Here is a 19,366-nt window from a genome sequence, read left to right as displayed (position 1 = left end):
AACGGCCGCTACATGGTGCAGTACCGCGAGCAGCTGATGCCGCTGGTCGCCATGGACGGCGTCACCATCGCCAGCCAGGGCGCCCAGCCGATCCTGGTGTTCGCCGACGACGGCCGCTCCATGGGCCTCGTCGTCGACGAGATCATCGACATCGTCGAGGAACGGCTCAACATCGAGGTCGGCGGCTCCTCCTCCGGCATTCTCGGCTCGGCCGTGATCAAGGGCCAGGCCACCGAGGTGATCGACGTCGGCCACTTCCTGCCGATGGCGTTCGTCGACTGGTTCACCCGCAAGGAGATGAAGCCGTCGCTGCACTCGCAGTCGGTGCTGCTGGTCGACGACAGCGCGTTCTTCCGCAACATGCTGGCGCCGGTGCTGAAGGCCGCCGGCTACCGCGTCCGCACCGCGCCGACCGCGCAGGAGGGCCTCGCCGCATTGCGCGCCCAGAACTTCGACGTGATCCTGACCGACATCGAGATGCCGGACATGAACGGGTTCGAGTTCGCCGAAGTCGTCCGCGCCGACAACAACCTCGCCGCAACGCCGATCATCGGCCTCTCGGCCTTGGTGTCGCCGGCGGCGATCGAGCGCGGCCGTCAGGCCGGCTTCCACGATTACGTCGCCAAGTTCGACCGTCCCGGCCTGATCGCGGCGCTGAAGGAGCAGACCGCGGGCGCCGCCGGCGCCTCCGAGCTGAGCCGGGCGGCCGCGGCTTAGGCCCTGAAGCGGGATGGATCAGGAGAGACGCAAGATGAGCAAGACCCAGTCCAGCGAAGGCGCCATGGTCGAGTACGTCACCGCGATGATCGGCGGCCAGCTGTTCGGCCTGCCGATCTCGCGCGTCCAGGACGTGTTCATGCCCGAGCGCGTCACCCGCGTGCCGCTGGCCTCGCGCGAGATCGCCGGCGTGCTGAACCTGCGCGGCCGCATCGTCACCGTGGTCGACATGCGCTCGCGCCTCGGCCTGCCCAAGGACGAGGACGGCAAGACCGCGATGGCGGTCGGCGTCGATTTGCGCGGCGAATCCTATGGCCTCCTGATCGACCAGATCGGCGAGGTGCTGCGCCTGCCCGAGGACGGCAAGGAGGAAAACCCCGTCAACCTCGACCCCCGCATGGCCAAGCTCGCCGGCGGCGTCCACCGCCTCGACGGCCAGCTCATGGTCGTCCTCGACGTCGACCGCGTGCTCGAGCTCGAAACCAAGTCGCAAATGGCTGCCTGAGCCAACGAAACATCGAAGCCGGAGAACCGAAATGAAGACGTGTTTGGTGGTCGATGATTCCAGCGTGGTACGCAAGATCGCGCGCCGGATCCTGGAAGGCCTGGAGTTCGAGGTCACCGAGGCCGAGGACGGTTCGAAGGCGCTCGAGATCTGCCAGCGGCAGTTGCCCGACGCGGTGCTGCTCGACTGGAACATGCCGGTCATGGACGGCTTCGAGTTCATGGGCCACATGCGCCGCCTGCCCGGCGGCGACCAGCCCAAGGTCGTGTTCTGCACCACCGAGAACAACGTGGCTCATATCGCTCAGGCGCTCAGCGGCGGCGCCAACGAGTACATCATGAAGCCCTTCGACAAAGACATCATCGCCGACAAGTTCGCTGAAGTCGGTCTGATCCCGGTCGGACAAGCCATGGTCTGAGTGTGTCTGGCCCAACGTGCTTGGGTCGGAGTGTTCCAGTACAGCTTTCGAGAGGCCATTCGTGACCCCGACCGAGTATGAGTATCTGCGTAAGTTCCTGAAGGATAATTCCGGTCTCGACCTGTCCGCAGACAAGCAATATCTGATCGAAAGCCGCCTGCTGCCGCTGGCCCGCAAGGCCGGGATGTCCGGCATCGCCGAGCTTGTGCAGAAGCTGCAAGGCGGTTCGCGCCAGCTGATCACCGACGTGGTCGAGGCCATGACCACCAACGAAACCTTCTTCTTCCGCGACAAGGTCCCGTTCGATCATTTCCGCGACCACATCATGCCGGAGATCATCAAGGCGCGTGGGGCCAAGCGCAGCGTGCGCATCTGGTGTGCCGCCGGCTCGACCGGGCAGGAGCCCTATTCGCTGGCGATGTGCCTGAAGGAGATGGGCGCGGCCCTCACCGGCTGGCGCGTCGAGATCATCGCGACCGACCTGTCGCAAGAGGTGCTGGAGAAGGCCAGGGCCGGCGTCTACAGCCAGTTCGAGGTGCAGCGCGGCCTGCCGATCCAGATGCTGGTGAAATATTTCAAGCAGACCGGTGAGACCTGGCAGATCAATCCCGAATTGCGGGCGATGGTCCAGCACCGCCAGCTCAACCTGCTGCACGATTTCGCCCAGCTCGGCACCTTCGACGCCATCTTCTGCCGCAACGTGCTGATCTATTTCGATCAGGACACCAAGATCAACGTCTTCAACCGCCTGGCGCGCCAGATCGAGTCCGATGGCTTCCTGGTGCTTGGCGCCGCCGAGACCGTGGTTGGGCTGACCGACACGTTCCGGCCGATTCCAGAGCGGCGCGGCCTCTACAAGCCAAACGATCCGCGCGCGGCAGCGGCCAAGCCGGTTCTCGCCGGTGCGCCGCCGCGCATGGCGGCGATGGCGGGACGATAATCATGGCCGAGGATGGCAAGGGCGCGGAGCGTGTGACCTTCAGCCGCGGCTATGATGTCTGCATCATGGCCATCGACGGGACCTGGCGGCGCGACTGCAAGCTCAATGCGATCTCCGACACCGACGCCGTTCTCACGGTGGAGGGCTCGATCCAGGGCTTGAACCTGAAAGAGTTCTTCCTGCTGCTGTCGTCCACGGGTCTCGCCTATCGTCGCTGCGAGCTGGTCCGTGTCAACGGCGCCGAAATGGACATCCAGTTCCTGCGCGGCAAGAACCGGAAGAAGCGCGGTGCGGCCGGCGGCCACGACGCCGCGGCCTGATCTCGCCGCCGCCGTCGCGACGCTTTCCGGCACTTTGCTTCACATTTGCTGAACATTTCCGAGTCAATTGCTCGCGGCAGCTTTACGCGGCTGAAGCGCGATCCGTGTATCCATTGACGCTCTCAATCTCAGGATACGGCAATGCCCAGAAGTTCTCTTTCCGCGATCTCGCCAAACCTGCCCGACGGCACTGAACGGCGTGCACTTCAGCTCCTGGTGGTCGATGACGACGCCACGCAGCGCCGCCTGATCACGGTCGCGGCCAAGCAGGCGGGCCACGAGGTCACCGTGGCGCCATCCGTGGCGGACGCGATCGAGAAGCTGCGCGCCGCGCGGTTCGACTGCGTGACGCTCGATCTCGTGCTGGAGGATGGCGACGGCATTGACGTGCTGCGCGAGATGGCGAGCGCGAAGTTTGCAGGCTCCGTGATCGTCATCAGCGGCATGGACGGCAAGCGCCGCAGTGCCGCCCGCAGCTTCGCCCGTTCCGTCGGGATCGAGCTCCAGAGCCTGCCGAAGCCGCTGGATCTCGCGGCGCTGCGCATCAGCCTCGCCAATCTCGGCAAGACCGCGATGGGCCTGCCGGCGATTCACACCTGGGGTGGTGTCGCCACCGACGCGATCGTGGAACGGCACCGCGCCTAGCTTGCGGAGCCGCCAGGCGGTCAGACGCGGCCGCCGGCCGCGTTGCCGGATTCCGATAGACATTGCAGGGCGTGGCCGAGGCCCGCCCGGCAGGCATTGAGGGCCGCGCTCGCGCTGGCGTAGCGGGGCGTGACGTCGTCGAGCAAGACGACATCTGCGGAACCTTCCGGATCGCTGCCGTGTTCTTGATCCATGGCTGCGGCGATCCGGCGCATGCTGGTCTCGATCTGTGCGACCAGCAAACGAAGGTCCGCCGCAATCAGCTCACGGCTCTCGACTTCGGACGTTGCGACGGGAGGCGACGTGTCGGCCAAATTTAGCATGGATATTCTCCCTCCACTGCAATTAGGCGCCATGCCGCTACTTGTGCGTTAAGTCCATGTCCCGTACAAATACGGGTGGGCCGAATCCGCGCCGAGCGCCATAACGATTGGCGCGGACGCGAGTCCTTCATGCCAACCGGATGTGGCACATGGCGGAACAAAGCTCTCGCGGTGAAATCTTCGTGGTCGATGACGACCCTGCCGTTCGCGACACCTTGTCGATGGTGTTGAAGGCGGCGGGCTATGAGGTGATCTGTTTCGCCGACGGTGCAGCGCTGCTCTCCGTCGCGCGAAACCGCACGCCGGCTGCAATCCTGCTCGATGTGCATATTCCCGGGAAGTCGGGTCTCGACATCCTGAAGGAGCTGCACGGCGAGGACTATCCGGCGCCGATCTTCATGATCTCCGGGCAGGGCGACATCGCGATGGCGGTGGGCGCGATCAAGAGCGGCGCGCTCGACTTCATCGAGAAGCCGTTCCGCGGCAGCGAGATCGTCGGCCGCCTCGACGAGGCGATCGGTGCCTATGCACGCAGGCAGGCGGAGAACGCGTCGCCGAAATTCGGCTCGCTGCATTTCCCCGGCCGCGAGCCGCTGACGCGCAGGGAGCGCGAGGTCCTGGAGCAGTTCGCCTCCGGTGCCTCCAACAAGGAGGCCGGCCGCACGCTCGGCATCAGTCCGCGTACCATCGAGGACCACCGTGCCAACATCATGAAGAAGCTCGGCGCGCGCAATGCCGCCGACCTGATCCGCATCGTGATGACCGCGGCCCAGCGCGCGTCGTAAGGCGACTGGTCATTCTCTCGCCCCGGACGCAGCGCATCATGCAATGATGCGCTGCCGAGCCGGGGCCCATCTCTCCTCACCGACGGTTTCGTAGCCCGGATGGAGCGCAAGCGTAATCCGGGATTTGCGCGCGCCGCACGATTGTTCCCGGATTGCGCTGCGCTCCATCCAGGCTACCGACGCTCCAGATTCCGGATCGCGCTACGCGCGTCCGGAATGACTCCCAAACATCACCCGCTCAGCGCCTTGCGGATGATCCTCGCCAGATCCGATTTGCGATAGGGCTTGGCCAGCAACATCACGCCGGAATCCAGCCGGCCGTGATGGATGATCGCATTCTCGGTATAGCCTGACGTGTAGACCACCTTCAGATCCGGGCGCGTCTTCATCATCTCGTCCGCAAGCTGCCGTCCGTTCATCTTGCCGGGCATGATGACGTCGGTGAACAGAAGGTCGAACGGCTTGCCGGCTGCGAGGATCGCGAGCGCCTCCGCGGCGTTCGCCGCCTGTAGAGTGACGTAACCCAGCGAATGCAGCTGCGCCAGCACGTAGTCCCGCACCAGCCGGTCATCCTCGACCACCAGGATCGTCTCGTGTCCGCCCTCGATCGTCGCTGGTGTCACGCCCTCGCCGACCGCCGTCGGCGTCTTGCCGGGCGGCAGATACATCTTGATCGTGGTGCCGTGTCCCTCCTCGCTGTAGATCTTGATGTGACCTGCGGACTGCTTGATGAAGCCGTAGACCATCGAAAGTCCGAGTCCGGTGCCCTTGCCGGGTCCCTTCGAGGTGAAGAAGGGATCGAACACCCGGGGCAGCATGTTCGCTGGGATTCCGGTACCGGTGTCGCTCACGGCGATCAGCACGTAGTGCCCCGGCGGCACGTCGTTGGCGCTGGCATAGACCTCGTCGAGATAGGCGGCGCCGGTCTCCACGATCAGCTTGCCGCCGCCGGGCATGGCGTCGCGCGCATTGAGCGCGAGGTTGAGGATCGCGGTGGTGAGCTGGTTGGGATCGACGATGGCGACGCAATTCTCGTCCTCGAACACCGATTCGATCTGGATCTGCTCGCCGAGCGTCGGACGCAACAGTTTCGCGGTGTCGACGATCAGCGTGTTGATGTCGATCTCGCGCGGCTGCAGCGGCTGCTTGCGCGCAAAGGCGAGCAGGTGCTGGGTCAGATCGGCGCCGCGCGCGGCGGCCTCGTCGATCATCTTCGTGATCGCCGCGAGCTGCGGCTCCTTGGCGACCGCCTCCGCGAGAATCTCGATCGTCCCGGTGATGACGGTAAGGATGTTGTTGAAGTCATGCGCCACGCCGCCGGTCAGCTGGCCGAGAGCCTCCATCTTCTCGGCGTGGCGGATGCGCTCCTCGGCGGCGATCTTCTCCGTGAGATCGCGGTAGAAGACGTTGAACAGCAGGCCCTCGCGCTGCTTCAGCGCGGTGACGCTCAGCTCGGCCTTGAATTCCTTGCCGTCGCGGCGGCGGCACATCAGCTCGCGGCGGCGTTTCAGCGTCCGGCCGTCCTCGTTGGCCAGGAATTGCTTCAGCCCCGCCCTGACCCTGTCGCGTTCGCTCTCGGCGACGATGAGGTCGATCGTGCTCTTGCCGAGCACCTCGTCGCGCCGCCAGCCGAACAGCTGTTCGGCCTGCGAGTTCCAGTTCAGGATGCTTCCGGTCTCGTCGGTCTGGACGAAGGCGTCGAGCGAGGTCTCGACGATGTTGCGGGCGAGTCGCTCGCTCTCGCGCAGCGATTCCTGCGCGAGCCGCGCTTCGGTCATGTCGCGCCCGATGAAGAAGAAGCGCTTGGCTGGCTCGGACCAGCTGCCGAGCCACGACAGCCAGACCTCGTGCCCGTTCTTGTGGATGCAGCGGGTGTCGGCCAGCTTGACGCGCTCGCCGCGGCGCATCGCGCGCATCTCGGCACGGGACTGCTCCAGATGATCGGGATGGATGAAGTCGGCGCCGCTGCGGCCGATCATCTCGTCCGGCGGATAGCCGAGAATGGTCTCGCTGCTCGGGCTGATCTGCGTGACAAGGCCCCGCGCGTCCATGATCATGATCAGGTCCTGCGACGTCTCGAAGATCTGCCGCCGCTCCTCGAGCTGGTGCTGCAGCGCCCGCTCGGCGCGCCGCGCCTCGGTCAGGCTGCGCGCGCTTCCCGACGCGCCGATGATCTCGCCCGACGGTCCCTTGATCGGCGACAGGCCAAGCGAAATCTCGACCGGCGTGCCGTCCTTGCGCAGGCGAACGGTCTCGAAGCGTTCGATCGGCTCGCCCCGGGCGATGCGCCGCAGATAGTCCTTGCCGTGCTCGCGGCGGTCGGGCGGGACAATGATCGAGGTGGGCTTGCCGATCGCCTCTTCCGCCGTATAGCCGTAAAGGCGTTCGGCGGCCGGATTCCAGCCGGTAATGATGGCATCGAGCGTCTGCATCACGATCGCGTCGTCGGACGATTCCACCGCGGCACTGAACAGGCTTTCGCGTGCCGCGTGATGGCTTCGCGCGGCCTCGGTGCGGCGATGCTCCTCGATCTCGCGCTCGAGCGCGGCTGTTTTCGCGCGCATCTCTTCCACCATCCGCGCAAAGGCCCGTGCCAGCACGCCGGTCTCGCCGCTGGCATCGATTGGGATCTCGGCGGGACGTCCGCTGCCGATGGCCTGCACCGCCTCCGTCAGACGCCCGATCGGTCGGGTCAACGAGCGCGCCAGCAGCACCGCGAGCGCAGCCGCGGCGAGAACGGCCAACACGCCGACCAGCAGGGACGTTTTTTGAATGGCGGCCGGCACGCGGCCGAACACGGACGCGGGAATGGTCACGATGATGGCGACCCATTCCTTGCTCGCAAGCGATATCGGTGCGAACGCCGCGCCGCTCGTCCGACCCGACTCATCGGTTGTGAGCCGTGTGGCCACCTCGGACGTGCCGGCCAGGGCTGAGAAGAACGGAAAGTCCTTGCGCCAATCGGTGGGATGGCCGCGCGATGCTCCGAACTCCCGCGCCTGGTCGGGATGGACGAGATAATCGCCGCGCGCATTCACGACGTAGATCTCTCCGCCCGAGGTCGTTGTCGCGCGGACCCGGTCGAGTGCCGGGCGCATGTCGATATTGGCCACGATGATGCCGAACGGCTTGTCGTCGGCTGTGAACAGCGGCATCGCCGCGCGCAAAGTCGGCGCGTGAGGCGCCGTCGTTCCCCCGTGACGGGTCGCGAGTTCGATGGGAGACACATAGATCTCGCCGGGCCCGAGCCGTATGGTTTCCTGAAAGTAGGCTCGGTCGCTCTTGCGCTCCAGTTCGCTGTCCGGGGCAATCCGGGCTGCTCCGTTCGGACCCGAACGATCGACGTGGACCAGTTCGCGCTGGTCGTTGTCGACGCCGATGATTCTGAACTGCCCGTAGATGGGCTTGGCATCGATCTCGGCCGCGAGCCGCGCCGCGATACGTTCGCGCCAGGTTTGCTCCGAGACGCCGTCCACAGGATCGATCCCGCCGCCGCCATGAGCGCGGATCAGGCCGTTGATTGCCGCTGCGGCGCGAAACCCGACCAGATCGCCGCGCACGCCGGCGACGTAGGATTCAAGATTGGTCGCGAGCAGGCGCGATTGGGCTTCGACCCGCTCCAGCACCCGTGGAATGACGGCCTGTGTGGTGTTGCGATAGCCCAGCCATCCGACCGCGGCCACGGTGACTGCCACCAGCAGGATCATCGCGATGGCCAGCCGCGTGGCCAGCGTCGTTGCTGCTCGCATGGGGAATTTCGCCGGACCTGCCGCATCGCTGCGCCATTTCTGGCTTGCAGCAGAGGAGGTGTTCTTGTCATCGGCGGCCGGAGCGGACATCGGACCTCTCCGGCGCGCGGGCCTTCAGGCAATCTGCGACCACGGCAAGCAGTGCATCGGGCCGGAACGGCTTTTGCAGGCTGGCCACCGCGCCGAGCTTGGTCGCCATCTTCAGGAAGTCCGGCTCCGCATCGGCATCCGGCGTGATCGAACGGCCGGAGATGACGACGGTCGGAACGGCCGGGGCCAGCGTCCGAATGTGACGCATCGTCTCCAATCCGTCCATACCGGGCATAAAGATGGCGAGAAACAGCAGGTCGAACCGGCTGGCCTTGAACAGCGCCAGCCCCTTGCAGCCATCCCCGGCGACCGTCACGTGATGACCAGCCCGTTCCAGCAGCAGCCGGATGGTGAACTGGACGGCCGGATCATCATCCAAGATCAGGATGTTGGCCACGCCTGAAATCCTCCGCGGTCGGCAGGGAGTGTCCCAGCGACCGCAAATCAAACCAATGAACACGAAATTGTTGCGCGGATTCACGACGGCCGGCAAGCACTTCGGAACCTCTTGGGCCCCGCCTGCCGCTTTATTGCGCTGCACTGTTCGGTGTGCACGCCTGAGTGCATAGCAGAGGACCGCCCTCCGTCCGCCCTGCGCCTTGCCGGGGATGGACGGCCTGTGAGAAGAGCAGGGCGAATCCTCCGGACGGACAAGGAAAGAGATGACCAACAAGAAGAAAACGCCCGACCAGCTCCGCAGCGCGCGTTGGTTCGCGCCGGACGATCTGCGCTCGTTCGGCCATCGCTCCCGTGCCATGCAGATGGGCTATGCGCCGGAGGAGTGGCAGGACCGCCCGATCATTGCGATCCTCAACACCTGGTCGGACGCGCAGCCCTGCCACATGCACTTCAAGTCGCGCGTCGACGACGTCAAGCGCGGCGTCCTGATGGCGGGCGGCTTGCCGCTGGAGCTACCGGCGCTGTCGCTGTCGGAATCGCTGCTCAAGCCCACCACCATGCTCTATCGCAACCTGCTGGCGATGGACGCCGAGGAGCTGCTCCGCAGCCATCCCGTCGACGGCGTGGTGCTGATGGGCGGCTGCGACAAGACCACCCCGGCGCTGCTCCTGGGCGCAACCTCGATGAACATTCCGGCGATCTATCTGCCGGCAGGCCCGATGCTGCGCGGCAACTGGAAGGGCAAGACGCTCGGCTCCGGCTCCGACGGCTGGAAATATTGGGACGAGCGCCGCGCCGGAAAGATCTCCGACAAGGACTGGCTCGACATCGAGGCCGGCATCGCCCGCAGCTACGGCACCTGCATGACCATGGGCACCGCCTCGACCATGACCGCCATTGCGGAAGCGATCGGCATGACGCTGCCGGGCGCCTCATCGATCCCCGCCGCGGATGCCAACCATATCCGCATGGCCTCTGAATGCGGCCGCCGCATCGTCGAGATGGTGTGGGAGGATCTGACGCCGAAGGTGATCCAGACCCGAAAGGCCTTCGAGAATGCGATTGCGGTCGCGATGGCCATGGGCTGCTCCACCAACGCCATCATCCATCTGATCGCGCACGCCCGCCGCGCCGGCCAGGATATCGGCCTCGACGATTTCGAGAGGGCCAGTCGCAAGGTGCCGGTCATCGCCAACGTCCGCCCGAGCGGCGATACGTACCTGATGGAGGATTTCTTTTACGCTGGCGGCCTGCCGGCGCTGATGGCCCAGATCAAGCCGCATCTGCATCTCGACTGCATCACGGTCACCGGCAAGACGCTGGGTGAGAATATCGAGGGCGCCGAGGTCCACAATGCCGACGTGATCCGCGGTATCGACAATCCCATCTACAGGGAGGGCGCGCTCGCCGTGCTCAAGGGCAATCTCGCGCCCGACGGCTGCGTCATCAAGCCCTCCGCCTGCGCGCCGCGCTTCCTCAAGCACACCGGCCCCGCGCTGGTGTTCGACGATTATCCCGCGATGAAGAAGGCCGTTGACGATCCCGATCTCGACGTCACCGAGGATCACATCCTCATCCTGCGCAATGCCGGGCCGCAGGGCGGGCCGGGCATGCCGGAATGGGGCATGCTGCCGATCCCGACCAAACTCGTGAAGCAGGGCGTGCGCGACATGGTGCGCATCTCGGATGCGCGCATGAGCGGCACCAGCTACGGCGCCTGCATCCTGCACGTCGCGCCGGAATCCTACATCGGCGGCCCGCTGGCCCTGGTGCAGAACGGCGACCGCATCACGCTCGATGTCGCTGCGCGCACCATCAATCTCGACGTTCCCGAAGCCGAGCTCGCAAGACGCCGCGCCGCCTGGAAGCAGCCCGAGCGTCGCTTCGAGCGCGGCTATGGCTGGATGTTCACCAGGCACATCAAGCAGGCCAATGACGGCTGCGACTTCGACTTCCTGGAGACCGATTTCGGCGCGCCGATCGGGGAGCCGTCGATTTACTAGTTTTCACCGTCGTTCCGGGGCGATGCGAAGCATCGAACCCGGAACCCATTTCTCAGCAGAGCGTGTGGCCCGATGGATTCCGGGTTCGCGCTTCGCGCGCCCCGGAAGGACAGGAGGATGCACATGACCAAACTCACCGAAGCCACCCGCACAAAACTCAAATCCGTCTCCACCGCCACCGTCGCCACCGCCCTGTTCAAGCGCGGCCTGCGCATCCAGATGGTCCAGGACGTGCATCCGCTCAGTCCGGACCAGCCGACCATGGTCGGCGAAGCCTTCACGCTGCGCTACATGCCGGCGCGCGAGGATCTCAACACCATCGACGTGTTCAGGGACCGCTCCCATCCGCAGCGCAAGGCGGTCGAGGATTGCCCGCCGGGCGCCGTGCTGGTGATGGACAGCCGCAAGGATGCGCGCGCGGCCTCGGCCGGCGCCATCCTGGTGACGCGCCTGATGAAGCGCGGCGTCGCCGGCGTCGTCACCGACGGCGGCTTTCGCGACTCCGCCGAGATCGCAAGGCTCGGCTTTCCCGCCTTCCACCATCGCCCCTCGGCGCCGACCAATCTGACGCTGCATCAGGCGATCGAGATCAACGTGCCGATCGGCTGCGGCGATGCGCCGGTGTTTCCCGGCGACGTCATCCTCGGCGATGCCGACGGCGTCATCGTGATCCCCGCGCATCTGGCAGACGAGATCGCCAATGAGACCTTCGAGATGACCGCGTTCGAGGATTTCGTCACCGAGGAAGTCGGCAAGGGCCGCGGCATCTTCGGTCTCTATCCCGCCACCGATCCGCAGACGCTCACCGATTTCGCGGAATGGCGCAAGAAGAACGGGCGATAGCGCTCTACGACGTCACGCCTCCGCCATTCCCGCCGCCCACAGCGCGAACGCGTAGACGATCGCGACCTCGTCGAGGCGGTCGAAGCGCCCCGAGGCGCCGCCGTGGCCGGCGCCCATGTTGGTGCGCAGCAGGACCGGGCCGCCGCCGGTCATGGTGGCGCGCAGGCGCGCGATCCATTTGGCGGGCTCCCAGTAAGTGACGCGCGGATCGGTCAGGCCGCCCATCGCCAGGATCGCCGGATAGTCCTTCGCCGCGACGTTGTCGTAAGGCGAGTAGGAGAGGATGGTGCGGAAATCCTTCTCGCTCAGAAGCGGGTTGCCCCATTCCGGCCATTCCGGCGGCGTCAGCGGCAGCGTGTCGTCGAGCATGGTGTTGAGCACGTCGACGAACGGCACCTCCGCGACGATGCCGGCGAACAATTCGCCGGCGCGGTTGGCGACCGCGCCCATCAGCATGCCGCCGGCCGAGCCGCCATGGCCAATGATGCGGTTGGCGCTGGTGTATTTCGCATCGATCAGCGCGCGGGCGCTGGCGGCGAAATCGTCGAACGAGTTGGTCTTCTTCTCGCGCTTGCCGTCGAGATACCAGCCCCAGCCCTTGTCAGCGCCGCCGCGGATATGGGCGATGGCATAGACGAAGCCGCGATCGACCAGCGACAGGCGGTTGGCGCTGAAGGAAGCCGGCATCGCCATGCCGTAGGAGCCGTAGCCGTAGAGCAACAGCGGCGCTGCGCCATCGAGCTTCAGCCCGCGGCGATAGAGGATCGAGACCGGCACCTCGGCGCCGTCATGCGATTTCGCCGTGATGCGGGTGGTGACGTAGTCGGCTGGGTCATGACCTGACGGAATCTCCTGCCGCTTGCGCAGCACGCGCGTTCGTTTCGTCATGTCGTAATCATAGACTTCCGACGGCGTCGTCATCGACGAATAGGAAAAGCGCAGATTGGTCGTCTCGAACTCGTAGGAGCCCATCGTATCCAGCGAGTAGGCGGCCTCGTCGAAGGCGATGGCATGCTCCTCCCCGCCAGCGAGATCGCGGATCACGATCGACGGCAGCGCATTGGCGCGCTCCAGCCGCACCAGATGGCCGGCATAGAGATCGAGGTCGATGATGTAGATGCCGGGCCGATAGGGAATCAAGTCGCGCCAGTTCTTGCGCTCGGGCGCGTGAAGCGGCGCGGTGACGATCTTGAAGTCGATGGCATCGTCCGCATTGGTGAGGATGAACAGCTCGTCGCCGCGGTCGGCGAGCGAATATTGCACGCCCTCCTCGCGCGCCGCGACCAGGCGCGGCGGCGCCTCGGGATTGGCGAGGTCGATCAGCCGTTGCTCCGAGGTCTCGTGATCGCCGCCCGCTATCACGCAGAAGCGGCCGCTGGTGCTTTCATGCAAATGGGTGAACCAGCCGGCATCCTGCTCCTCATAGACCAGCGTGTCGTCGGCCTGCCTGGTGCCGAGCTTGTGCCGCCACACCTGCATCGGCCGATGATTGTCGTCGAGCTTCACATAGAAGAAGCTCTTGCAGTCCGCGGCCCAGACCACGCCGCCATCAGTCTCCTCGACGAGATCGTCGAGATCCTTAGCCGTAGCCCAGTCGCGAACGCGGATCGAAAAATATTCCGAGCCTTTGGTGTCGGCGCTCCAGGCCTGCAGCTTGTGATCGTACGAGTGCCGGCTGCCGCCGAACTTGAAATATTGGTGGTCCTTGGCGAGCGCATCGCCATCGAGCACGATCTCGCCGTCGCCGCCGTCGCGCGGCATGCGGCCGAACAGCTCGTGCTGGCCGCCCTCGCGAAACCTGCGGAAATAGGCGAACGGGCCGTCGGGCGACGGTACGCTGGAATCGTCCTCCTTGATCCGCCCGCGCATCTCGCGCACCAGCGTCTTCTGCAACGGCGCGGTATGGCCGAGCAGGCTCTCGGTATAGGCGTTCTCCTCGTCCAGATACTTGCGGATGTCGGGATCGAGGACGTTGGGATCGCGCAGCACCTCCTGCCAGTTTGCGTCCTTCAGCCAGGCATAATCGTCGGTCACGGTGATGCCGTGCCGCGTGAAGGAATGCAGCCGGCGCGGGGCGACGGGGGGCTTCGAAGGCGTCTTGGCTTGGGTCACTCAGTCCTCATCATTTCGTATGCGCGGTGCTGTCTCTTCACCTCGCCCCGCTTGCGGGGAGAGGTCGGAATTTGCGCGAGCAAATTCCGGGTGAGGGGGTACAGGTCTCTCGAATGGCTCACATGCCGAGAGAGCCCCTCACCCCACCCCTCTCCCCGTAAGTACGGGGAGAGGGTGAAGGCGCGTTCCCTTATATCGTCCTGATTCCGCAGATTGCCAGCACCGCTACGCTGGATGAGCTGAAGGCGCAGGTCGAGGCGTATCGGATAAAACAGCCGTAGCTCATGGACACTCCGCTGTCGTCCCGGACAAGCGCGCCTCAAGCGCGCGCCGATCCGGGACCCATAATCCCAGGGGGAGGTCGTAGCGCGAGCTGATAACTCCGAATCTTCGTCAAACCACTTCCTGTGGCTATGGGTCCCGGATCAGCGCTCCGCTCTGACAACGCTGCGCGTTGTCAGGACTACGCTTGTCCGGGACGACAGCGGAGTTTGTGGCTGCTACACCGCCACCTCTTCACCCAGATACGACACCGCCGCCTCAAGCCCGCCCTTGCCGTGCGGGATCTTCAGCGCGTTGAGGCCGACCTCGATCACCCCGAGCGTGCCGAGCAGCATCGGCGCGTTGACGTGGCCCATATGGGCGATGCGGAAGGCCTGGCCGGAGAGGTCGCCGATGCCGGTGCCGAGCACGACGCCGCACTTGTCCTTGCAATAGCGTTGCAGCACGGCGGGGTCGTGGCCGTTGCTCATGGTCACCGTGGTCACCGTGTTGGAGCGCTCGCTGGCTTCGGCGACGTTGAAGCCGAGCACCTGGCCTTCCGACCAGACCGAGACCGCGCGGCGCGCGGCTTCGCCGAGCAGGCTGTGACGGCGGAAGGCGTTCTCGAGCCCTTCCTCGTGCAGCATGTCGATCGCCTTGCGAAGCGCGAACAACAGATGCACCGGCGCGGTGCCGGCATATTTGCGATAGTTCTCGGTGCCCTCGCGCTCGCTCCAGCTCCAATAGGGCGTCGACATGCCGGCCTTCTTGTGCACCTCGAGCGCGCGCGCATTGGCGGCGACGAAGCCGAGGCCAGGCGGCGTCATCAGGCCCTTCTGCGAGCCGGACATCGCGACGTCGACGCCCCATTTGTCCATCTCGAACGGCATGCAGCCGAGCGAGGCCACGGTGTCGACCATGTACAGCGCGGGATGGCCGCTCGCCTTGATCGCCTTGCCGATCGCCTCGATGTCGTTCTGCACGCCGCTCGCCGTGTCGACCTGGACCACGACGACGGCCTTGATGCTGTGCTCCTTGTCGCGGCGCAGGCGTTCCTCGACCTCGTGCGGCCGCACCGCGCGCCGCCAGTCGCCCTTGAGCACCTCGACCTCGGCGCCCATCAGCGCCGCGGCGTTGCCCCAGCCGATCGCAAAGCGTCCGCTCTCCAGCACCAGCACCTTGTCGCCGCGCGACAGCACGTTGCTGAGCGCCGCTTCCCAGGCGCCGTGACCGTTGGCGATGTAGATGTAGGACTTGCCCTTGGTCGCGAACAGCTTCGAGATGTCGCTGAGCAGGCTCTCGGTGAGATCCAGCATCTCCTTGGCGTAGATGTCGATCGCCGGACGGTGCATCGCCCGCAGCACCTCGTCGGGCATCGTGGTGGGCCCGGGGATGGCCAGAAACTCCCGGCCCGCGCGAACGGTCATTGCTGTCGGTCCTTGTTGCTTGAGAACAGGATGGTGGGTTGCTGAGTCTCACTTTTACGCGGCGTTGGAGGCCAAGAAAAGCGCGCAAAACGCAGGTCTGGGGCTCTTATCTCTTGGTCTCCCGGCAACCGGCCGCTTCGGCCTCCTCGACCGAGCAGAACCAGCGGGTGCCCTTGCTGATCTTCATCTTGATCTGGGCGTACCAGCGGCTGGTCGGCTGGTGGTAGATGCACTCGCCGGCGCTGTTCACGTTGCCCTTGATGGTGCAGTCCGGCGACGGCGCGACCGGCCCCGAGGCCGAAGCGAGCAGCACCGCGTGCGCGCCATCCGGCGGCTTGGTCGCGCCGAGGATCGCCGTCTTCTTGTTGCGGACCCGCCAGTCCCAAGGCGCGATGAAGGCGCCCTGCCACATGCCGGCTTTTGCCTCGCGCGCGGCGGCTTCGTCTGGCTCGTAGTCCTTGGAGATGCGGCTGTAGGCCAGCGCCCAGCCGTTGCGCACCAGCCATTTCTGGATGTCCTCGCCACCGACCTCGCAGCGCGCCACGGTGCGGCCGCGCCGGTCGACCGCTCTCGGGTGGTCGGCGGCATCAGCCAGCGAAGGGATGGCGACCAAGGACAGCGCAATCAGGACTTTCCGCAACATGCCGGTCCGGTTGTGATGAACATCTCGATAGATGGCGCAATTGTGGTCGGCTTTTGGCCGCTCGGCCAGCGCAGGCCGAACAGATGGGCTTTCAACTTCCTGTCATTGATGCGGGCGAATTGCGAATGGGGAGTGGCGAATAGGGGCGCGATGAGGCCCATTCGCTACTCGCCATTCACTATTCGCCTCCGGGCCACCGCCAGCCCCATCAGCACGAAGGCCGAGGTCACCTCGGGCCCACCGACCAGGATCCGCGTCGGCGTCTTCATCTTGTTCCATTCATAGGCGCGGAACGGGCCGCGGCGGCCGCCTTCACCCAGGCTCGCGACGATCACGTTCAGCGCCGGTGCGAATGCGCGCGGGTCGGCGCCGAGATGGCCGAGCGCGATCAGCGCCAGCGCCGCGTCGAACACGTTCATCTCGGCGGCCATCAGCTCACCCTTGATGTAGGACAGCACGCGGTGGCGGATGAAATCGAAATCGCCGGCGGGATCGATCGCGGCCTGCGCGCTAAGCGGCAGTGCCAGGAAGGCGGCATAGCAGCGGCCGAAATAGGCGCTGTAGAGCTCCGGCAGGTAATAGATGTGCGAGCGCGGATTGGCGAAGGCGCCGCTGGCGGCCAGCCGCTTCTGGAAGCCGATGATCCGGTGCACCGTTGCAAGCCGCGACGGCGTCTCCAGCACTTTCCAGCGCTCAAGGTTGCGGAAGCTGACCTCGAGAATGTCGAGATTGAGCGTCGGATCGAGATCGTTGCCGTAAGGGCGCTCGCCCGCGAGATTGTCGATCCAGGTCGCAACCCCGCCCTCATAGTCGATATTGTCGTTGAGCGGCACGGTCACGCGCGGCTCGTTGACGCCGGCGCGCACCTGATAGCCTGCATAGAAGTCCAGGAGCGGTTGGTCGATGATGGCATCAAGACAGCCGGCCTGCGTCGCCGCGGAGATCGAGCAGGCCGTGGTGTCGCAATCCGGCACGTAGATGCCGAAGCCGAGGTCCTGCTTGATTTGCGCGAAGTAACGGGAGAAGCGCGGATGCGGTGCCGGCGCCAGTGCGGTAATGACGTTGAAGCGCGCGCCGCCCAAGCCCTCGACCTCCTCGCGGCTGATGTTGACGCAGAAATCGACCATGTCGGCGATGGCGCGCTCCGCCGCGATCTTGTCGGCCGGCGAGGCGAGCCCGGTCTGGACGAAGCTGAGCAGGGCCTCGATGAAGAACGCGTCGTAATAGGCCGAGCGGTGTCGGATCTGCACCGGCTCCCACATCGGCTCGGCAATACCCTTCCAGGGCGGATTGACCACGGCGCGCGCGGGCGAGCGCGCGATGAAGACGCGGGCGAGGTTGAACAGCAGCGAGGAATTCTTGTAGCCGCGCGCGTTGAGGCCCGTGAGCGCCATGATCAGCTCGCGGCCGCGGACGTCTGGATCGCCGATCAGGTTGAAGGCGGCGTAGGTCGGCAGGAAGCCGTTCTTGCGATACGAGCCGAGCAGGTGCTGCGCGCAGTCGCGGATCACGCCGTCGATCTGCGCGCTCTGCGGCATGGCGGCGGTGAACGGCACCGGCGGCGGCCTGGGATGGTCGAGCGCGATGCCGTCGACGAGATCGGCGATCGGCTGCCCGACCGCCGCCCAGTCGGGCTCGACCTCGTCGCGGGCCTGGGTGAGGGCCGCACGCAGTCGGGACAGCATCCCCTCGTCGCGCAGCTCGGGCAGGCCGGCGCGGCGGAGCAGGATCCGCAGCGCGGGATTGCCAAGCGCCGTCTTGTAGAATTTGGCGAGATGCGGATCGCCGCCAGGCGTGCCCGACAATACGGGGTCGCAGACGTCGTAAATCGAGGGGCCGTCCTTCCGCGCCGTCAGCGCCCGGCAGGCGGCGCCGGCAAAATAATGAAAGCTCATGAAATACCTGGTCGCGGGGCCTTGGTCGGGGGACGGCCGGCACGCTGCCATCTGCGCGCCACCCCCTGCAAGTCGTTGAAAAGGCTACCCGGATTCGCAGGAAATACAAATGTGATGAACGTCACGGAAAAGCCGGCACGAGGGGCTGCATGGTCGCGCCCCGGAAGGCTACGGGGAAGCCAACGATGCGAGGATTCCAGCTCGGAGAATTTATTAACGCATTCAGACACTTAGATCAAATTTTTGGCAATCTATTGCCCCCGGGCCTATATCCGGTTAAGGGTTTGTTTGGTGCGGCGCCGCAAATTGCGCGCAATTCGGGGGCACTTCCCCGGCCAATCCCTCAAACCTAAAGACGCTATCGCGCTACTCAAACTGTGTGCGCGCGCTTGGCTGGTCTTTGGCACAGGAAACGAACCGAGATGAATGTAAAGCAGCTCGACCTTTCCAGACGTACGATCGCCCTCGCCGCAGCCCTCATCGGCACGGTGTCGCTGGTGATCGGCGCCCATGCTGCTCTCAACATGCGTGCGATCGATGCCGCCAAGGCCGTCTCGACCGACCAGATCACCGGTTCGATCGGCCAGACCTCGCGCCTCGCGCTCGTCATCGGCAATGGACATTATCCCGACGCCAGCGCGCCGCTGACGCAGTCGATCAACGACGCCCGTGCGCTGTCGTCGTCGCTGCGCAAGAACGGCTTTGACGTCGACATGGTGGAAGACGCGACCAAGGACGACATGGTCCGCGCCGTGGGCCGCCTGAAATCCCGGATCACGCGCGACAGCGTCGTCATGCTGTTCTTCGGCGGCTACGGCGTGCAGGCGGGACGCGAGAGCTACATGCTGCCGGTCGATGCCGTGATCTGGAAGGAAAGCGACGTCCGCCGCCATGGCGTCTCCATTGACGGCGTGCTCGACATGATGAAGGAGCAGGGTGCCAAGGCCAAGCTCGTCGTGGTCGACGCCTCCCGCCGCAATCCTTACGAGCGCCGCTTCCGCTCCTACAGCCACGGTCTCGCGCCGATCAGCGCGTCCGACAACGCACTGGTCCTCACCTCGGCCTCGCCCGGCAAGGTCGTCGACGACGGCAAGGGCGAGCACAGCGTGCTGGTCGGCGAGTTGCTCAACAACCTCAATGCGCAGGGCAGCGCCGAAAGCGTCTTCAACAAGACCCGCCTCGCCATCTCCCGCGCCAGCGAAGGCGACCAGGTCCCGACCGTGTCGTCGTCGCTGCTCGAAGACGTCCGTTTCGGCGAAGCCGGCGGTTAGTTTCTCACCCTCCCCTGGAG

General features: G+C 65.4%; 18 protein-coding genes. 10 read left to right on the top strand and 8 right to left on the bottom strand.

Annotated elements, in window-relative coordinates:
* The 6 genes from HZZ13_RS35460 to HZZ13_RS35435 all read left to right on the top strand — a co-directional run.
* The coding region (locus HZZ13_RS35460) for a response regulator (RefSeq protein ID WP_197964064.1) at positions 1 to 717 on the top strand (717 nt) is incomplete at its 5' end.
* Between the two features lie 34 nt (positions 718 to 751).
* Positions 752 to 1,222: a chemotaxis protein CheW gene (locus tag HZZ13_RS35455; RefSeq protein ID WP_197964063.1), complete on the top strand. Its 471-nt coding sequence runs from the start codon at positions 752 to 754 to the stop codon at positions 1,220 to 1,222.
* A gap of 31 nt (positions 1,223 to 1,253) precedes the next feature.
* On the top strand, positions 1,254 to 1,640 hold the full coding sequence (locus HZZ13_RS35450) for a response regulator (protein WP_018321619.1): 387 nt from the start codon (positions 1,254 to 1,256) through the stop codon (positions 1,638 to 1,640).
* A gap of 61 nt (positions 1,641 to 1,701) precedes the next feature.
* Positions 1,702 to 2,580 carry a CheR family methyltransferase gene (locus tag HZZ13_RS35445; RefSeq protein ID WP_197964062.1) on the top strand — a complete coding sequence of 293 codons (879 nt, stop codon included), beginning with the start codon at positions 1,702 to 1,704 and terminating at the stop codon, positions 2,578 to 2,580.
* A 2-nt stretch (positions 2,581 to 2,582) separates the two neighbouring features.
* Positions 2,583 to 2,900 (top strand): hypothetical protein, encoded by a 318-nt coding sequence (locus HZZ13_RS35440; RefSeq protein WP_036015908.1) that lies wholly within the window; start codon positions 2,583 to 2,585, stop codon positions 2,898 to 2,900.
* 141 nt (positions 2,901 to 3,041) lie between these two features.
* Entirely contained in the window at positions 3,042 to 3,545 is a 504-nt protein-coding gene (locus HZZ13_RS35435; RefSeq protein WP_197964061.1) for a response regulator, read from the top strand.
* Positions 3,546 to 3,565: 20 nt separating this feature from the next.
* Here HZZ13_RS35435 and HZZ13_RS35430 read toward each other — a convergent pair whose 3' ends face one another.
* Positions 3,566 to 3,868 (bottom strand): hypothetical protein, encoded by a 303-nt coding sequence (locus tag HZZ13_RS35430; protein ID WP_197964060.1) that lies wholly within the window; start codon positions 3,866 to 3,868, stop codon positions 3,566 to 3,568.
* A 149-nt stretch (positions 3,869 to 4,017) separates the two neighbouring features.
* Between HZZ13_RS35430 and HZZ13_RS35425 the strand changes: the two genes are divergently transcribed.
* A complete protein-coding gene (locus HZZ13_RS35425) occupies positions 4,018 to 4,653 on the top strand; it encodes a response regulator transcription factor (protein ID WP_091897867.1) in 636 nt (211 codons plus the stop codon).
* Between the two features lie 230 nt (positions 4,654 to 4,883).
* Here HZZ13_RS35425 and HZZ13_RS35420 read toward each other — a convergent pair whose 3' ends face one another.
* Both HZZ13_RS35420 and HZZ13_RS35415 read right to left on the bottom strand, forming a co-directional pair.
* Complete coding sequence (locus HZZ13_RS35420; protein WP_197964059.1) at positions 4,884 to 8,492, bottom strand: PAS domain S-box protein; 3,609 nt, start codon at positions 8,490 to 8,492, stop codon at positions 4,884 to 4,886.
* Positions 8,470 to 8,889 carry a response regulator gene (locus HZZ13_RS35415; protein WP_197964058.1) on the bottom strand — a complete coding sequence of 140 codons (420 nt, stop codon included), beginning with the start codon at positions 8,887 to 8,889 and terminating at the stop codon, positions 8,470 to 8,472. Before HZZ13_RS35415 ends, HZZ13_RS35420 begins: the two co-directional genes overlap by 23 nt.
* A 265-nt stretch (positions 8,890 to 9,154) precedes the next feature.
* Here HZZ13_RS35415 and araD point away from each other — a divergent pair, with 265 nt between their 5' ends.
* Entirely contained in the window at positions 9,155 to 10,894 is a 1,740-nt protein-coding gene (gene araD / locus HZZ13_RS35410) for an L-arabinonate dehydratase (protein ID WP_197964057.1), read from the top strand.
* A gap of 123 nt (positions 10,895 to 11,017) precedes the next feature.
* Entirely contained in the window at positions 11,018 to 11,737 is a 720-nt protein-coding gene (locus tag HZZ13_RS35405; protein WP_197964056.1) for a ribonuclease activity regulator RraA, read from the top strand.
* A 12-nt stretch (positions 11,738 to 11,749) separates the two neighbouring features.
* Here HZZ13_RS35405 and HZZ13_RS35400 read toward each other — a convergent pair whose 3' ends face one another.
* From HZZ13_RS35400 to HZZ13_RS35385, 5 genes are all read right to left on the bottom strand, one after another.
* Positions 11,750 to 13,849: a S9 family peptidase gene (locus tag HZZ13_RS35400; RefSeq protein ID WP_197964055.1), complete on the bottom strand. Its 2,100-nt coding sequence runs from the start codon at positions 13,847 to 13,849 to the stop codon at positions 11,750 to 11,752.
* Between the two features lie 500 nt (positions 13,850 to 14,349).
* Positions 14,350 to 15,537, bottom strand: a complete 1,188-nt coding sequence (locus HZZ13_RS35395; RefSeq protein ID WP_197964054.1) for a pyridoxal-phosphate-dependent aminotransferase family protein — start codon at positions 15,535 to 15,537, stop codon at positions 14,350 to 14,352.
* Positions 15,538 to 15,643: 106 nt separating this feature from the next.
* On the bottom strand, positions 15,644 to 16,213 hold the full coding sequence (locus tag HZZ13_RS35390) for a thermonuclease family protein (protein WP_376707097.1): 570 nt from the start codon (positions 16,211 to 16,213) through the stop codon (positions 15,644 to 15,646).
* Positions 16,162 to 16,341 carry a hypothetical protein gene (locus HZZ13_RS36410; protein WP_210349607.1) on the bottom strand — a complete coding sequence of 60 codons (180 nt, stop codon included), beginning with the start codon at positions 16,339 to 16,341 and terminating at the stop codon, positions 16,162 to 16,164. Before HZZ13_RS36410 ends, HZZ13_RS35390 begins: the two co-directional genes overlap by 52 nt.
* 3 nt (positions 16,342 to 16,344) lie before the next feature.
* Positions 16,345 to 18,075 carry a hypothetical protein gene (locus HZZ13_RS35385; RefSeq protein WP_197964052.1) on the bottom strand — a complete coding sequence of 577 codons (1,731 nt, stop codon included), beginning with the start codon at positions 18,073 to 18,075 and terminating at the stop codon, positions 16,345 to 16,347.
* Positions 18,076 to 18,497: 422 nt separating this feature from the next.
* Between HZZ13_RS35385 and HZZ13_RS35380 the strand changes: the two genes are divergently transcribed.
* Entirely contained in the window at positions 18,498 to 19,346 is an 849-nt protein-coding gene (locus HZZ13_RS35380; protein ID WP_197964051.1) for a caspase family protein, read from the top strand.
* Positions 19,347 to 19,366 lie beyond the last annotated feature (20 nt).

Origin of the sequence: Bradyrhizobium agreste (assembly GCF_016031625.1) — a bacterium.
GTDB lineage: Bacteria > Pseudomonadota > Alphaproteobacteria > Rhizobiales > Xanthobacteraceae > Bradyrhizobium > Bradyrhizobium agreste.
This window is presented reverse-complemented; position numbering and strand designations above follow the sequence as displayed.

Coding starts and splice junctions, on each gene's coding strand:
- HZZ13_RS35455 (WP_197964063.1), top strand. CDS start 752: ATGAGCAAGACCCAGTCCAGCGAAGGCGCCATGGTCGAGTACGTCACC.
- HZZ13_RS35450 (WP_018321619.1), top strand. CDS start 1,254: ATGAAGACGTGTTTGGTGGTCGATGATTCCAGCGTGGTACGCAAGATC.
- HZZ13_RS35440 (WP_036015908.1), top strand. CDS start 2,583: ATGGCCGAGGATGGCAAGGGCGCGGAGCGTGTGACCTTCAGCCGCGGC.
- HZZ13_RS35435 (WP_197964061.1), top strand. CDS start 3,042: ATGCCCAGAAGTTCTCTTTCCGCGATCTCGCCAAACCTGCCCGACGGC.
- HZZ13_RS35430 (WP_197964060.1), bottom strand. CDS start 3,868: ATGCTAAATTTGGCCGACACGTCGCCTCCCGTCGCAACGTCCGAAGTC.
- HZZ13_RS35425 (WP_091897867.1), top strand. CDS start 4,018: ATGGCGGAACAAAGCTCTCGCGGTGAAATCTTCGTGGTCGATGACGAC.
- HZZ13_RS35420 (WP_197964059.1), bottom strand. CDS start 8,492: ATGTCCGCTCCGGCCGCCGATGACAAGAACACCTCCTCTGCTGCAAGC.
- araD (WP_197964057.1), top strand. CDS start 9,155: ATGACCAACAAGAAGAAAACGCCCGACCAGCTCCGCAGCGCGCGTTGG.
- HZZ13_RS35405 (WP_197964056.1), top strand. CDS start 11,018: ATGACCAAACTCACCGAAGCCACCCGCACAAAACTCAAATCCGTCTCC.
- HZZ13_RS35395 (WP_197964054.1), bottom strand. CDS start 15,537: ATGACCGTTCGCGCGGGCCGGGAGTTTCTGGCCATCCCCGGGCCCACC.
- HZZ13_RS36410 (WP_210349607.1), bottom strand. CDS start 16,341: ATGGGCCTCATCGCGCCCCTATTCGCCACTCCCCATTCGCAATTCGCC.
- HZZ13_RS35385 (WP_197964052.1), bottom strand. CDS start 18,075: ATGAGCTTTCATTATTTTGCCGGCGCCGCCTGCCGGGCGCTGACGGCG.
- HZZ13_RS35380 (WP_197964051.1), top strand. CDS start 18,498: ATGAATGTAAAGCAGCTCGACCTTTCCAGACGTACGATCGCCCTCGCC.